Genomic DNA, 15,532 nt, shown 5'->3' with positions numbered 1-15,532 from the left:
ATGGCATCTGACATTCTTGTGGTCGACGATGAGGTCGACATCCGTGAGCTTGTGGCTGGCATTCTCAGCGACGAAGGCTATGAGGCCCGTGTTGCATCCGACGCCGATAGCGCGCTCGCTTCGATAGACGACCGCATACCCCGGCTGATTTTCCTCGACATCTGGATGCAGGGCAGCCGCCTGGATGGCTTGGCGCTCCTGGACGAGATCAAGCTGCGGCATCCGGAGATTCCGGTTGTTATGATTTCTGGCCACGGCAATATCGAAACGGCCGTTTCGGCCATTCGCCGCGGTGCTTATGATTTTATCGAGAAGCCTTTCAAGGCAGACCGTTTGATCTTGATTGCCGAGCGCGCCTTGGAAACATCGAAACTGCGCCGCGAGGTTTCCGACTTGCGCAAGCGCTCGAGCGAAAGCTTCGAACTTCTTGGCAGTTCGCTCTCCATGAACCATCTTCGCCAGACCATTGAACGGGTTGCGCCAACCAACAGCCGCATCATGATCACAGGCCCTTCCGGTGCAGGCAAGGAACTGACCGCGCGTGCCATCCATGCCCTGTCGACACGGTCCAAAGGGCCGTTCGTCAATCTGAACGCGGCAACGATCACACCGGAACGAATGGAAGTCGAACTATTTGGCACCGAATCCGATGGTGGTGAGCGCAAGGTCGGCGCCCTGGAAGAAGCGCATGGCGGCATTCTCTACCTGAACGAGATAGCCGATATGCCGCGAGAGACCCAAAACAAGATCCTTCGCGTTTTGGTGGATCAGCAGTTCGAGCGGGTCGGGGGCACCAAGCGGATCAAGGTCGATGTTCGTATTATTTCCTCGACCGCACAGAACCTCGAGGCAATGATTGCCGAGGGACGTTTCCGCGAAGATCTGTTTCATCGGCTCGCGGTCGTTCCGGTCATCGTCCCGCCATTGGCTGACCGGCGGGATGATATTCCTGCGCTTGTCGAGTTCTTTATGGGGCAGATCGCCGATCAGGCGGGTATCAAGCCGCGAAAGATTGGCCCCGATGCCATGGCAGTGTTGCAGTCGCATTCATGGCCGGGCAACATTCGTCAGTTGCGCAACAATATCGAGCGCCTGATCATTCTTGCCCGGGGCGACGATCCTGAATCGGTGATTACCGCTGATCTGCTACCCGCCGAGATTGGTGATACACTGCCAAAACCACCAACGGAATCGGACCAGCACATCATGGCGCTGCCATTACGCGAAGCACGCGAGCGGTTTGAGAAGGAATATCTGATCGCCCAGATCAATCGCTTTGGTGGAAACATCTCACGCACGGCCGAATTCGTTGGTATGGAACGGTCAGCACTGCACCGCAAGCTCAAGTCCCTCGGAGTCTGATCAAAGCATCTAGTTTTGGCAGCCCTTCGACGTCCGGCACACCCCTTGCTCCCGATTTGCATGAACGTTTAATGCAATGTCGTGGAATATCACCAGAAAGAGAAGCAACCCTATGAAATTGCAACTCCTCCGCAACGCAACGCTGAAACTTGAGTATGCTGGAAAGACCATCCTGATTGACCCGGATTTCGGATCGAAGCACAGCCGTCCGTCCTTCACCGGTCGCTCACCCAATCCAATGGTCGAACTTCCGGTATCGACGGATGAAATCCTTGCCGGAGTGGAACTTGTCATTGTTTCGCATCTGCATGCGGATCATTTCGACAAGGTCGCGCAGGAGCTCGTTCCCAAACATTTGCCTCTCATTTGCCAACCAGGCGACGAGGAAAAGATCCGGTCATTCGGCTTCACCGATGTTACGCCGCTGACAGACAGCTTGACATATGAGGGTATTCGTTTGACGCGCCGCGATGGCAATCACGGCTCAGGTCCTGTGCTCGAGAAGATGGGACACGTTATCGGCCTCACGATCGAGGCCGAGGGCGAACCATCGGTCTATTGGGCTGGCGATACGATCCTCTATCCGCCCGTGCGCGAAACAATTGCAACATTTGCTCCGGACATTGTCATCACCCATTCCTGCGGGGCAAAATGGGACGATCTGCTGATTGTTATGGATGCCGAACAGACTATCGAGATCTGCCGCATTGCTCCCGAAGATACGAGAATCATTGCGACGCATATGGAAGCGTTGGATCACGCGACCGTTTCCCGCGATGATCTGCAGGCCTATGCGAACGCCCACGACATCGCTAAGCAAAAGCTGCTTATTCCCAGCGACGGAGAGATTCTCCACCTCTCCGCTCCGAACGCATGAGATCAACAATGCCAAAAACCTTTGCTTTTGTCGGTAACCTGAATCGCAATGCCTTGCCCGGTAAGGGAAAGGGAATCAGCGTCTTTCAATTCGATGGTGAGACGGGAGATATGACGCTCGCGAGCGAATATCTGGCGATCGACAATCCGGGGTATCTGGCGATTGATGAGAAGCGCCAGCGGCTCTACGCCGCTGCGGAAGTTCCGGCGTGGAACGAGAATCTCGCCGCAGCCTTCGACATCGATCCGTCGACCGGTGCGCTGTCCTATATCAATATGCAATCGACGTTGGGTAACACTACCTGCCATCTCGGTTTCGACCAGACCCGCGAAATGATCTTCGCGTCGAACTACACAGTCGCTGAATTGGGCGTGCGGCCAGGTAATGCGATTACTGCCTTTGCGCTACGAGCAGACGGCGGGTTGGAGCCTGCCTTTGCCGCTGCGATCCATGAAGGCCAAAACGCAATCTTGCCGACCGAGAAGCGCCAGCACGGCCATTGTGCGGTTGCAAGCCCCGACAATCATACTGTCTTTGTCTGCGACCTCGGGCTCGACCGGATCATGGCCTATAGGTTGCCGAAGAAGGGCGAAAGCCTGTCACTTGCCGTAACACCATTTACGCAAATGCCAGAAGGCGCAGGCCCGCGCCACATGGTATTTCACCCAAATGGCAAAATTGCCTATGTCATCAACGAGTTGAATAGCACCGTTTCAGTTTTGGATTACAATCCGGAAAACGCGACGCTCACCGTAATCCAGACATTGCCGGCACTGCCGGACGACTTCACCGGAACCAATACTTGCGCGGAAATCGCCGTGAGCCCCGACGGTCGGTTCCTCTACGGATCCAACCGTGGTCACAACAGTATAGTCAGCTATTCCATCGCAGCTTCGGGTGAAATTACCTTGATCGGCTGGACGCCATCGCAAGGGATTGGTCCGCGTAATTTCGCAATTGACCCGTCCGGCAAGTTCATGCTGGTCGCCAATCAGAAAGGGGGCGGTATCGCCATCTTCAAACGCGATATTCATACGGGAGCGCTTGAGGATACCGGCAAACGCGTTGCGCTGGAGACGCCCATGCGCATCGTATTCGGTACATTCCACTAAAAGGAGCCGCGATGTCGCGCATTGCCTATGTAAACGGTCAATATGTCCAGCATTCCGAAGCTGGTATCCACATCGAGGACCGCGGCTATCAGTTCGCCGATGGTGTTTATGAAGTCTGCGAGATAGCGCGTGGCAATATCATGGATATGACCCGCCACCTCGACAGGTTGAATCGTTCGCTTTCTGAATTGAAGATTTCCTGGCCAATGGCTCGCAAGGCACTCCAGGTCATTGTCAAGGAAGTCGTCCGACGGAACCGGGTTCACGACGGTCTTGTCTATTTGCAGGTCACACGCGGCGTTGCCAGGCGCGATCACGTCTTTCCCTCGCCAGATACACCGCCAGCCATTGTCGTCACCGCCAAGCGCACCAGCCCTGCCGTATCGGCCGCTCGGGCAGCCAAGGGCATCAAGGTGATAACCACGCAGGAAAACCGCTGGGATCGTGTCGACATCAAGTCCATCGGTTTGTTGCCAAATGTGCTGGCCCGCCAGCAGGCGAAGGACCAGGGTGCCCAGGAAGCATGGTTCATCGATAGGGATGGTATCGTGAAGGAGGGCGCCGCGACGAATGCCTGGATCGTTACCAAGGATGGCGTTCTGGTCACGCGTCCGGCCGAAAGCGGAATTTTGCGCGGTATCACTCGCACCACCATTTTCGACGTGGCAAAAAAGTTGGGGCTGAAGATCGAAGAAAGGGGCTTTTCGGTCGATGAAGCAAAGAAGGCCAAGGAAGTTTTCATGACCGCTGCGTCAACAGTTGTCATGCCAATCGTTGCGATTGACGGCGAATCGGTAGCAAATGGCCATCCTGGAACAACTACACTTTCCTTGCGGGAAGCGTTTTTTGACATTGCGGAAAAAACGCCATCCTGTTAACCGGAGAGTGAGGGGACTAACAGAGCGCTATTTTTCACCTCCTGCTGGAGCAAAGAAAGTTTGCTTCCGCCGCAGAATTTTGTATGAGACACGTTTGCTGATCGCATAAAAGGACAAAAACAATGGCTGAACGATCGCAGAATCTTCAGGACCTTTTTCTGAATTCAGTCAGAAAACAGAAGATTTCTCTGACAATATTCCTCATTAATGGTGTAAAACTGACTGGAATTGTTACATCTTTCGACAACTTCTGCGTTCTTTTGCGCCGTGACGGCCATTCACAGCTCGTCTATAAACATGCTATATCGACCATCATGCCGAGCCAGCCCGTGCAGATGTTCGAAGTTGAAGAGAGCGACTGAGACCACATTTGACCAAGGACTTTACGCGCAACGCACAGAAAACTGGTGGGATTGCTGATAACGGTGAAACCGCCAGAGAAGCTACGCGTGCGGTTGTCATCGTGCCAATTTTGCCACAACGCTTCAGTAATAGTGGCAATGGCGAGACCAATCGGTCCCAATTCAAGCATGAGTTCCAGCGCAGCGATGAGGCGAGGCTCGAAGAAGCCGAGGGGCTCGCGCGCGCCATCGACCTCGACATCGTCCATTCCGATATTGTGCAGGTTTCTGCGCCGCGCCCGGCTACATTGCTCGGGACCGGCAAGGTAGAGGCAATTGGCGAGATCATTGAGGCTTCACATGCGGAACTGGTTATAGTCGACCATTCCTTGACGCCGGTACAGCAGCGCAATCTCGAAAAAGAATGGAATGCCAAGGTCCTTGACCGGACCGGGCTTATTCTCGAAATCTTCGGCCGCCGCGCTCAAACAAAGGAGGGCGCGCTGCAGGTGGAACTGGCGCACCTGACCTATCAGAAGGGCCGCCTGGTGCGCAGCTGGACGCACCTTGAGCGTCAGCGCGGTGGTGGCGGCTTCCTTGGTGGTCCGGGTGAAACGCAGATCGAGGCCGACAGGCGCGCCTTGCAGGAAAAAATCCTGCGCATCAAGAGGGAGCTTGAGACGGTCGTTCGCACGCGTACGCTGCACCGCGCCAAACGCAAGAAGGTGCCGCATCCGGTTGTTGCCCTGGTTGGCTATACCAACGCTGGAAAATCCACGCTGTTCAACCGGCTGACTGGAGCAGGGGTCGTTGCGGAAGACATGCTCTTCGCCACGCTGGACCCGACGCTGCGGCGCATCAAGCTCGAACATGGCGAAACGATCATTCTCTCGGATACAGTTGGTTTCATTTCCAACCTGCCGACCCATCTGGTCGCCGCCTTCCGCGCGACACTGGAAGAAGTGGTCGAGGCCGATCTGATCCTGCATGTGCGCGATATTTCCGATCCGGACACCGCAGCACAGGCGGAAGATGTGCACGCGATCATGGAAAGCCTCGGCATCGAGCGCGGCGATACGAAGCGCATCATCGAAGTCTGGAACAAGATCGATCTGCTGGATGATGCCGGCCGCGAGGCAGCGCAGCGCTTGAGCGCCGCGGCGATTGGTAATGAACATCCGATCCCGGTCTCGGCGATCACGGGTGAGGGCGTCGACGCCCTGCTCAAGGAGATCGAGGACCGGATCGCCGGCAAGCTCACCAAGGTCAAGGTCACGTTGCAGCACAACCAGATGCGGCTCATGGACTGGATTTATCAGCACTCCAGCAATGTGAAGCGCAAGGATCTCGATGACGGTTCAATCGCCTTGACGATGGATATGACAGTCAACTCGCAAGCGATGCTCGACGAGAAGATCCTGAGCAGGAGCAGCAGGTAAGCGAATTATTTTGCGATTTTGGGGACGGCGAGGACAGCCACACCGCCCCCGCTATTGGCGGTACGCCGCTATTTTATGAACTGTATAGTCTGGTCAGCTATGGCCCTAACAGGCGCCGTTTTGCTGGCGACAACCGCCTCCACAGGTTGATCGACATCCAACTGCCAGACCTTGACAATACCGGCATTCATCTCATCGAGAATGTTGGGAATACCGGTGGTATCAGCATCCTTCGGGGCTATGAATGCTGCAGTCAGATCGACGGTGATCTCACCCGCTTTCGTGTCACTCGCCGACGCTGCATCCAGCGGCGCCACGTCGTCCTTGCTCAGTTTTCCCAAACTTCTTTCGGTACCTTTGGTCCAATTCAGTTTCCAGACCTCGGTCTTACCGGTCGTGCCACTATACCCTTCATTGCGTATCGCATATTGAATGAATGGTGTGTTTGCATAGTTGGATGTAGACAAACCCATACCTGCGGCAATCAGGAAATCCAGCTTGAAATTCTGTTCATCAAGTTGCCTCATGCGGACCGGATCCCGCTGGACGTCTGCCTCGATATAATCCAGGCAGATATCGACGCCGAAGGGCAAGTCCTCAACGATCCTGTTGTTGAATTTGCTGGAAAGCAGATTGCCGTTTATATCGAATGATTGCGCCAGCGATGAAGACACATGTTCGATCAGAACCGTTAGTCCGCTCTTTTTGCTCAGCAGGCAATCCATGATTGGATTACGGAGACCAGGATGGGCAGGGTTCGGCATCAATTCGTTGCCATCATCACCACATCTATTCCGCTTAACAAACTCATCGATATAATCAATCCCCGATACCGCCCGTTTTGGCCATATCATATATGCGGGGCGCGGATATTTGCTGTCGTTGAGCGGCAGATTATGCGTACAGGTAAGGTGATTGGAAGCGATATAGACGGTATCGCCGACCGGCGTGCCATCTGATTTTACAGCATCGGTGGTTGCTTTCAGCGTGGCGATCGTACCCGGCAGCATGACGACGTTGCCATACTGGTTCGCCGGAAATTTGGATATGAGGGTCTTCACATTGTTCGTTACGATGCCTTGGCATATGTCTCCTGCCACCTGCAGTTCGGCCTCATTCAGGAAATCGCTAAACGGCACGTTCCAGTAGAATTCCGGCGCGGTGAAGAAGCTGACATCGAATTCCTTGGGCGAATGCTTTTGAAAGCCCGTTACCATCGCCCGGTAGACAAGCGCGAAGCGATTTTCTAAAGCACGCTTCAGATAAGGCTCGATCCCTTCATAGATTGTCGTAATTGTCTGGGTATCATCGTTAGGATCGGCAACAGTGAATTCAACGCTGCCGGGCGTTGCGGCCAGTGCATCGCCTTCCGGTGTTCCGACTGGCGCCTTCTTGCGTGTGGAGATCTGCGTAAATGCATTATATTGCAGGCTGTAAATACCGACTTTCTTTTGCTTGGATGGTGCCGGCGCTTTGTCCGGAACATGGGTGACCTCGACCGAGCCGGTCGTCAGCGTGTCCAGTTTATTCTCCGGCAATTTCACCGGGTCTGTTGTGCTGAACGGCGGAATTCTGAGGTTCAGACGCTTGGTTACCTCGGTTTCTATTGCCTTTAGCTGTTCGGGCGTGAATGTGGATGTGTCACCTGAGAGACCGCTGCCACCGCTGTCCCCATCACATCCGCCCAGCATCGCCAGCAGCGGCGCTGTCGGCAAATAGGCGCAGGCCTTCAAAATTCTCCGTCGCATCGGGGAGGGCTGATCGGTATCGCGAGCCGACGGACGGCCCGTTTCAAAAATTTCTTTCATCTATGACTCCAGAGCAAATTTGCTGAAAATATTGGTCGTAGCGTTTCGTGGTTTAATCGAACCACACGCTTTCTGAGCAAGTAACGTGCCAAGTGAACATACTGGGCCGGAATGTTGCTTCCGCTGGAGCCGAATACTTAATTTAAACCGAGACGGGCCATTTGGACGCGTTAAATTCACGCTACCCGGCCAAAATCACCAAGCAACAGTTGTGATTGGATGTATCGAATGCCCAATGTTTATTCGGCATTTCGAAACTGCCTAACAATGATGCATGAGAAGTGGGCGCTATTTCGCCGTCTTGGCCTGCTGCCACAGCGCTTCCATCTCCTCGAGCGTCGCCGCGTCGAGAGATTGTTGCTGTTCGGCCAGTTTGCGTTCGATGTAGTGGAAGCGTTTGCGGAACTTCTCATTCGTTCCGCGCAGGGCGCTTTCGGGCTCCAGCTTCAGGTGACGGCCGAGATTGACGAGGGCAAAGAGCAGGTCGCCATATTCTTCTTCGGTATCCTGTCGATCGCCGCTGGCGATTGCATCCTTCAACTCGCCGATCTCCTCTTCGATCTTCTCGAGGATCGGCGCAGCTTCTGACCAGTCAAAACCGACTTTGGCGGCTTTCTGCTGCAGTTTCAAAGCCCGCATCAGCGCGGGGAAGCCATGGGGAATATCGTCGAGAAAACCGTCGGCTTCGGCCAGACCTGGATTGAGCACGGCGCGGCGTTCGCGGCGCTCAGCTTTTTCCTCGGCCTTGATCTTGTCCCACATGCCTTTGGCCATACCTGCGCCGCGGGCAGCTTCTTCACCGAAAACGTGCGGATGACGGCGGATCATCTTATGGGTGATGGCCTGAACGACATCGCCAAAATCGAACGCCTTGAGCTCTTCGGCCATGCGAGCGTGGAAGACAACCTGCAGCAGCAGATCGCCGAGCTCCTCGCGCAGATCGTCGATGTCGTTGCGCTCGATGGCATCGATCACTTCGAACGCCTCCTCGAGCGTGTAGGGTGCGATGGATTTGAAATCCTGTTCGAGATCCCAGGGGCATCCGGTCACCGGCGTCCGCAAGGCAGCCATGATATCGAGCAAGCGGGTTATATCGCGTGATGGTTTCATGGATGCAGGATAGGCCAAGTCAGTAGCGGCGAATATGGCGAAGCGCTGCGGTTAATTGCTTGTCCACAACGTGCACGCCAGGGGGTAGCGCTCTACAATGATCTTGGCGGAACATAGAGGCAGATCGATCGCCTTGCCTTGGGGTCGGCGCCGACAGTACAGCGATGAAAAAACTGATCCTTTGACGGTTTGATGCGGCTATCACCGTAGGTGATCATTTCCCCGGTACCGACAACACGGTAGCCATTTGGCGTTTCCAGGATGGCGCTATCCTTCTCCTGCCAACAGTCGGTCATGCTGCAACATTCCGCACCATAGGCCCAGCCAAGCGGGGCGTCGTGAGCGAACGCGGGAGCTGCGAAGAGGAGGGCAATGACAAGGACCTTGTGGCGTATGGCTGACATCCTCCCGCTCTTGTAGCTTGACGGATCTCACGCCGCCGCCTGCAGCAATGACACATACTATACCAATCCGGATAAACCGCTGCTGATCGACTTCGGCGTCACAAACCGTTCGAGTTGGCCGGTGCCTTCCGATGTGACGTTCCACTTGCTGGCATCGAAGTCGATCACGACAAGCGCCGCAGTTGGGTATTTTTGTTGCAATCGGGATAGATTTTGCTGGCTTCCCGTTCTGATCAGTTTGAGAGCAAGCTCATGGAGTCCGGGATTATGTCCGACGACCAGCAACGCCTTAACATCAGGTGGCGTCTCGTGGATGACGTCAAGGATCGCCTTGGCGGAAGCATCGTAAATGCGCGCCTCATCGATCTGCGTAATATCCTTCGGAAAGGCAGCTCGGATAAGTTCCCATGTTTCCATCGTGCGACGGGCTGTTGATATCATGGCAAGGTCGGGTACAAGTCCCTGTTCCACCATGTATGCGCCCATCAGCGGGCACGCCCGACGGCCGCGTTCCGCAAGCGGGCGCGCGTGGTCGTCAACGTTGTCGGGCCTGTCCGACTTGGCATGACGAAGAAGCATTAGCCTGCGCATCATCAGTCTTACCGTACTGGGTTGAGATCGCGACCATCGACCCAAACGGGAAGGGCCAAACGCATCTACCAATTTGGGTCCTAAGGGATAATATAGAATTGAGATGGGAAGGAAATAAGAAAGGCGTTTTACAGGATGATCGCGGTGGATCGTGACAAGGAGAAGCGAGCGAGCATCAAGGATGTCGATGTTGCCTCTCCACCGGCTCCGGTCGAAGTCGAACTGAAGCTGCGTGCCTCTCCAGGTTCGCTCGACCGGATTCGAACGTCCCCCGTTATTCTGCAAGATTCCCGGAACAAGGGTACGATACGCCGGCTGGAAACAACGTATTACGATACGGCTGACCATAAGCTATTTGGCGCCGGCATTTCCCTGCGGGTACGGCGCAGCGGCAAGCACCTGGTGCAAACCATCAAGCGAGTGTCCGTCGATGATGCACTGACGCGCGATGAATGGGAAGCGCCGGTCCAGACCCTGGCCCCGGATCTCGGAGTGCTGCCAGTGTCGGAAATCGATGGGATTTTTGATAAAATCGCTGTCGATCAACTCGTGCCGATCTTTGTAACCAAGGTCCGCCGGCATCGGGTTACTGTCGATGTGTCTGAGGGGCAGATCGAGGTTGCGTTCGACGACGGCGTGGTAGAGGCCGGATCGCAAAGGAAACCGTTATGCGAGGTCGAACTTGAATTGAAACAGGGCAGGGCAGCAGCGCTCTACCAACTCGGCCTCGGCTTGATGGATATTTCGCCACTGTGCCTTGAAACACAGAGCAAATCTGCGCGCGGCTATGCGCTCGCGCTTGGTATTGATCCAGTGGCTGTGAAGGCGGCCTCGTCTAATCTTGATTGTCAAGGCACCGTGGATGAAGGTATCGCCAAACTCCTGTCGAGCTGCCAACAACAGATACTGGCAAATCTGTCTCCGGCAGAAAATGGCGGCGAAGGCGTCCATCAGTTGCGCGTGGCGTTACGACGTCTGCGAACGGCCTTGTATTTTTTACGGCGCGAGTTTGAGACGCCATCACTGCAGGCACTCGATGCCGAGGCGAGGTGGTTCGCACGAACATTGGGACCAGCACGCAACTGGGATGTTTTTATCGATTCAACGCTCGCCGATATCGAGAAGACCAATCTGCCGGACATCGACTTCTCCAGCTTGCGCAACGCGAGCGTACCCTTCCGGAATGAGGGCTATGGCATTGTGCGCGATAATATCGCTGACTCGCAAACCAACCGTTTTCTTTTGTCACTGGGGCTCGTTATTCAGCGGAAAAGCTGGCGAAACGAGGTTGCCAGCGAGGATTTGCGGACACTTGCCGAGCCACTTACGAAATTTGCGTCCAACGTCCTTACCCACATCGAGCGAAAGGTACTCAAGCGCGGGCGACATTTTCGCCATCTTCGACCTGAAGCGCGGCACAAGCTGCGACTGACCTTGAAGAAACTGCGCTATGCTACAGAGTTCTTTTTGCCACTTTTTGCAAACCGGGCATCGACCGGAAAATATCTCAAGCAGCTGTCTCGACTGCAGGATGTACTGGGCGAAGCCAATGATATCAGAACTTCGCGAACTCTTCTGTCGAATATTCGGGAACGTGCGGAAAGTCCTGACCTGCATCGTGCCATTGGCGCTGTGATCGGCTGGCAGGGCCATCTCGAAACGACGAGCGCCAGCCGGATGAACACCAGGTGGGGCAAGTTCAAACGGACCGCACAATTCTGGTAAGTCCGCGAATAAAAGATTGATATCTAATTATTCGTATGCTAATTATTTCTATATGAACGAGATTGATAATCTTCGCAGAGCGTTTACAGCGAGCCTGCTTCAGACAGGGCGGCAATGGCGGCGCATTACAGATCAGGCGCTGGTGGCTTCGAATGTCTCTGAAGCCACGGCTGCGCCGTTAATCTGGATTGGACGGCTTGGCGGCGGCGTGCGGCAGATTACCCTTGCATCATATGTAGGGATTGAGGGGCCGTCATTGGTCCGTCTGCTCGATCAGCTTGAAGCGGCGGAACTTGTTATCCGGAAAGAAGATAGTAGCGACCGCCGCGCCAAGACGCTTTGGCTTACCGAAAAGGGTAAGCAATTCACGGCAGAACTTGAGGATATCCTCGTCGGTTTGCGCGCGCAGATCCTTGCTGATGTCAGCAAGGAAGACCTTGAGGCCGCGTTACGCGTACTTGATGCATTTGATCGCGCAAGCAATTCAACCACGATAGGGCCTCCGGCGAGCGAGGCGGAGCTGACACCGTGACTTTTCCGTCCTGGCGGGAGTGGGTATTTTCGGCCAAAGCTTTTCTCGCATCGATGATGGCCCTCTATATCGCGCTGTGGTTCGATTTGCCGCGACCATACTGGGCCATGGCGGCTGTCTACGTGGTTGCAAATCCGCTTGCAGGCGCGACGAGTTCCAAAGGCCTTTATCGTGCACTTGGCACGATTATCGGGGCCAGCGCCGCCGTGTTTTTTGTGCCGCTCTTTGTTAATGCTCCGGAACTCCTATCGCTTGTCGTCGCGCTCTGGACTGGTTGTCTACTGTACATATCCATGCTCGACCGTACGCCGCGCAGTTATGTTTTCATGCTGGCAGGCTATTCTCTACCGCTCATTGCGCTTCCAACAGTAATGACGCCGGAATTGATCTTCGATACAGCGCTCGCGCGGACGGAAGAGATCATTATCGGCATTACCTGCGCGACTGTCGTAGGCTTGCTTGTATTTCCCAGCAGCGTTGGAACACTTCTCGGCGCCAGAATTTCTGGATGGCTCGATGATGCCGCGGACTGGGCGGATGAGATATTACGTGGGGAGGGTGCCATTCCCGCTACGCCAGCACGACGTCAGAAGTTGGCATCGGATATAGCCGGACTTGATCTCGTTATTAGCCAGCTGACCTATGATGCGGGCACCCGCGACGTTGCCCGGCATGCGAGAGAACTGCGTGGACGCCTCATGATGCTTCTGCCTCTGCTTTCGTCGTTGGCGGACAGGCTCCATGCCCTTAAGGCTGATGGCCGGCAATTGCCTCCGGAACTCGGCGCGCTTCTTTGCGAGGTCGCCGGTTGGTTGACATCCAAAGCATCAGGCACAGAGAAGGGTCCGGATTATTTTGCGGCGCAGATCAAGCGACTGGAATCAATGGATGAGTCTGCGGCATGGGAAAGGCTGATACTTTCTAGTGCACTTGCCCGATTGTTGGAGATCGTCAACCTCTGGCACGATTGCCTGACCCTTCGTGAGCAAATAGCCAAGGGTCAGTATTCCGGACGGTGGCGCCCAGTCTTCCGCCACCGCCAGGTCGTTGGCCGCAATCGCTACTACGACTATGCCATGATGTTCTTTTCGTCGGGTTCAGTCGTCGTAGCAACTCTCGTTGCTGGCCTGATCTGGATACAGATCGGATGGCAGAGCGGAGCAAGCTTCGTGATGATGACGGCTGTTGCCTGTTCATTCTTTGCTGCCATGGACAGGCCGGCACCTTTCATATCAGCGATGTTCGTGTGGTGCGGTGTGAGTCTCGTGGCATCCTTCGTCTATCTGTTTGCGATCCTTCCGGCGATCAGCGGTTATGAAATGCTTGTGCTGGTCTTTGCACCAGCATTCCTCTTCATCGGGACGCTGATCCCGCGACCGCATTTCAATATGCTCGCGATGCTTCTCACGGTGAACACGGCCTCCTTCGTCGCAATGCAGAACCGCCTCAGCGCTGATTTTATTACATTTGCCAACGAAGGGATTGCTGCAATGGCCGGCATTGGTTTCGCTCTGGTCTGGACGCAACTTGCAAGGCCGTTTGGTGCCGAGATTGCAGCTCGTCGCCTTGTCCGTGCTGGCTGGTCTGATCTCGCTGAAACTGCCGCCGGATTGAAGCGAAGCGACTATGAAAAGCTCTCGGGACGGATGCTGGACCGGATGGGGCAACTCATACCGAGGCTGGCATCCCTGGACGATCGATACCTGTCGGATATCGATGGCTTTGCAGAAGTGCGCATGGGCTTCAACATCCTCGCAATCCAGCGGGAGCGTCAACATTTGACCGGGGAGGAACGATCCCGAGTGAACGCAGTCCTTTTAGGGATTGCCGAGTTGTTCCGGCAGCGCGTGGCACGACGTGAGGCAGTGAGGCCAAGTGTAAAGTTGCGGGAGCAATTGGATAGCGCTCTCGTTTCCTTCAGCTTTCAAGAGAATGTTCGTGGACGCAAGGTATTAGACGCGCTCGTCGGCCTGCGACGGGCACTGTTTCCCTATGCGGCTGCGCCGTCCGCGCCTCCAGGCGTCGATATGAGACCATCCGCACCAGAAATGCTGTTGGCCGCGGAGTAAAAACAGAATGTTAGGTGAGTTTGATATCTATGGCGTTTACGTACCCGGACTTCTCGGGCTGATGCTTGTCACGCTTCTGTTCAACGTGGTGCTGCGCCGGGCGCTTTCATGGATCGGCCTTTATGCAATCGTCTGGCATCGGGGGTTGTTCGATGTTGCACTTTACGTCGTCACGCTTGGCGCCATCACTTTCCTGACCCAACGGTTATTGTCATGAATCAAAATTTGAAAACTGCAGGGCGCGTGCTCGTGACCCTGTCCTTGGTTGTTTGCGCCCTGTTCGTCGGCCGCGAGCTTTGGAACCATTATATGAATGACCCTTGGACGCGTGACGCTCGTGTCCGCGCCGACATTGTTGCGGTTGCACCAGACGTATCAGGGCTGGTGAGTGAAGTTCTCGTTAAAGACAATGATGTCGTCAAGAAAGGCGACGTGTTGTTCAAGGTAGACGAGAAGCGTTTCCAGATTGCCGAGGAGCAGGCAGAAGCTGCAGTTGCAGGAGCCAAGGCGACGTTGGACCAAGCGACACGTGACCGCAAGCGTCGCGAACAACTCGGCGGGGTGATATCGCAGCAACAGAAGGAAGAGGCCCAGGCCGCTGAAGCGCAAGCTCAGGCGAGCTTTCTCCAGGCATCAGCGAATCTCGATCTTGCCCGCCTCAACAGGGAACGGTCGCAGGTGAGGGCGCCCGTCAACGGCACCATCACCAATCTTTCCCTTCGCCCGGGCAATTATGTGACGACAGGAAGTGCCGAAATGGCGCTCGTCGATACGGATTCACTCCGCGTGGAGGGTTACTTCGAAGAAACGAAGCTCTCGCGCATTCACATTGGCGATCCGGTAAGGATCAAACTGATGGGACGACCTGGCACCATCGAAGGCCATGTCGACAGCATCGCGGCAGGGATCGAAGATCGTGAACGAACGGCAGGTTCTGGCCTTCTTGCCAACATCAATCCAACTTTCACGTGGGTTCGTCTCGCTCAGCGTATTCCGGTGAGGATAGCGCTCAACGACCTACCTGAAAACACTCAATTGGTGGCGGGTATGACTGCGACCGTTGCGGTAACACCTTGACCTGGATTTGGAGAGGAAATGACGATGGAAAAACGCTCACGACCTGTGCTCTGGCTTCTGCTCATTCCGTATATCGGATTGCTTTGGGTGCCATTCTATAATTTCCACGACTCGAACGGTGTCGTTCGAGTTTCTCCGCCTAACAGTGCGGCGAGGTGGCGCGGCCATCACTTGGGCGACGCACTTCAAAAATGGAGCACATTCTTC

Annotated in this window: 15 protein-coding genes and 1 pseudogene; 12 read left to right on the top strand and 4 right to left on the bottom strand. The window is 55.1% G+C overall.

Features of this window, described 5'->3' with window-relative positions; translation table 11 throughout:
* The 6 genes from ntrX (at position 1) to hflX (ending at position 6,009) form a co-directional block, all read left to right on the top strand.
* Entirely contained in the window at positions 1-1,362 is a 1,362-nt protein-coding gene (gene ntrX, locus LB462_RS07430; protein ID WP_112529193.1) for a nitrogen assimilation response regulator NtrX, read from the top strand.
* Positions 1,363-1,474: 112 nt separating this feature from the next.
* On the top strand, positions 1,475-2,239 hold the full coding sequence (locus LB462_RS07425) for an MBL fold metallo-hydrolase (RefSeq protein ID WP_224506670.1): 765 nt from the start codon (positions 1,475-1,477) through the stop codon (positions 2,237-2,239).
* Positions 2,240-2,247: 8 nt separating this feature from the next.
* Positions 2,248-3,351, top strand: coding sequence for a lactonase family protein (locus LB462_RS07420; protein ID WP_224506669.1), 1,104 nt, complete (start codon positions 2,248-2,250; stop codon positions 3,349-3,351).
* Positions 3,352-3,362: 11 nt separating this feature from the next.
* Positions 3,363-4,229: a D-amino-acid transaminase gene (locus tag LB462_RS07415; RefSeq protein WP_224506668.1), complete on the top strand. Its 867-nt coding sequence runs from the start codon at positions 3,363-3,365 to the stop codon at positions 4,227-4,229.
* Positions 4,230-4,351: 122 nt separating this feature from the next.
* Positions 4,352-4,591, top strand: coding sequence for an RNA chaperone Hfq (hfq, locus tag LB462_RS07410; RefSeq protein ID WP_008129219.1), 240 nt, complete (start codon positions 4,352-4,354; stop codon positions 4,589-4,591).
* Between the two features lie 8 nt (positions 4,592-4,599).
* Complete coding sequence (hflX, locus tag LB462_RS07405; protein WP_255626525.1) at positions 4,600-6,009, top strand: GTPase HflX; 1,410 nt, start codon at positions 4,600-4,602, stop codon at positions 6,007-6,009.
* Positions 6,010-6,077: 68 nt separating this feature from the next.
* On the opposite strand, the gene LB462_RS07400 is transcribed toward hflX, so the two are convergent.
* From LB462_RS07400 to LB462_RS07385, 4 genes are all read right to left on the bottom strand, one after another.
* Positions 6,078-7,817 (bottom strand): hypothetical protein, encoded by a 1,740-nt coding sequence (locus tag LB462_RS07400; RefSeq protein ID WP_224506667.1) that lies wholly within the window; start codon positions 7,815-7,817, stop codon positions 6,078-6,080.
* Between the two features lie 288 nt (positions 7,818-8,105).
* Positions 8,106-8,927, bottom strand: a complete 822-nt coding sequence (mazG, locus tag LB462_RS07395; RefSeq protein ID WP_224506666.1) for a nucleoside triphosphate pyrophosphohydrolase — start codon at positions 8,925-8,927, stop codon at positions 8,106-8,108.
* Positions 8,928-9,019: 92 nt separating this feature from the next.
* The gene (locus tag LB462_RS07390; RefSeq protein ID WP_224506665.1) at positions 9,020-9,331 is read right to left on the bottom strand and encodes a hypothetical protein; all 312 of its coding nucleotides are present in this window, start codon (positions 9,329-9,331) and stop codon (positions 9,020-9,022) included.
* Between the two features lie 57 nt (positions 9,332-9,388).
* The gene (locus LB462_RS07385) at positions 9,389-9,922 is read right to left on the bottom strand and encodes a SixA phosphatase family protein (RefSeq protein WP_224507089.1); all 534 of its coding nucleotides are present in this window, start codon (positions 9,920-9,922) and stop codon (positions 9,389-9,391) included.
* A gap of 144 nt (positions 9,923-10,066) precedes the next feature.
* On the opposite strand from LB462_RS07385, the gene LB462_RS07380 reads away from it, so the two are divergent.
* The 6 genes and pseudogenes from LB462_RS07380 to LB462_RS07355 all read left to right on the top strand — a co-directional run.
* Positions 10,067-11,647 carry a CYTH and CHAD domain-containing protein gene (locus LB462_RS07380; RefSeq protein WP_224506664.1) on the top strand — a complete coding sequence of 527 codons (1,581 nt, stop codon included), beginning with the start codon at positions 10,067-10,069 and terminating at the stop codon, positions 11,645-11,647.
* A gap of 52 nt (positions 11,648-11,699) precedes the next feature.
* Positions 11,700-12,179 (top strand): MarR family winged helix-turn-helix transcriptional regulator, encoded by a 480-nt coding sequence (locus LB462_RS07375; protein ID WP_224506663.1) that lies wholly within the window; start codon positions 11,700-11,702, stop codon positions 12,177-12,179.
* On the top strand, positions 12,176-14,248 hold the full coding sequence (locus LB462_RS07370) for an FUSC family protein (RefSeq protein WP_224506662.1): 2,073 nt from the start codon (positions 12,176-12,178) through the stop codon (positions 14,246-14,248). The genes LB462_RS07375 and LB462_RS07370 overlap by 4 nt, the downstream gene beginning before the upstream one ends.
* 7 nt (positions 14,249-14,255) lie before the next feature.
* Positions 14,256-14,465, top strand: coding sequence for a DUF1656 domain-containing protein (locus LB462_RS07365; protein WP_224506661.1), 210 nt, complete (start codon positions 14,256-14,258; stop codon positions 14,463-14,465).
* Complete coding sequence (locus tag LB462_RS07360) at positions 14,462-15,325, top strand: efflux RND transporter periplasmic adaptor subunit (RefSeq protein WP_224506660.1); 864 nt, start codon at positions 14,462-14,464, stop codon at positions 15,323-15,325. Before LB462_RS07365 ends, LB462_RS07360 begins: the two co-directional genes overlap by 4 nt.
* 24 nt (positions 15,326-15,349) lie before the next feature.
* Positions 15,350-15,532 (top strand): annotated as a pseudogene (locus LB462_RS07355) (hypothetical protein); the annotation flags it as partial.

This window comes from Phyllobacterium chamaecytisi (assembly GCF_020164455.1).
In the GTDB taxonomy this organism is placed as follows: Bacteria; Pseudomonadota; Alphaproteobacteria; order Rhizobiales; family Rhizobiaceae; genus Phyllobacterium; species Phyllobacterium chamaecytisi.
This window is presented reverse-complemented; position numbering and strand designations above follow the sequence as displayed.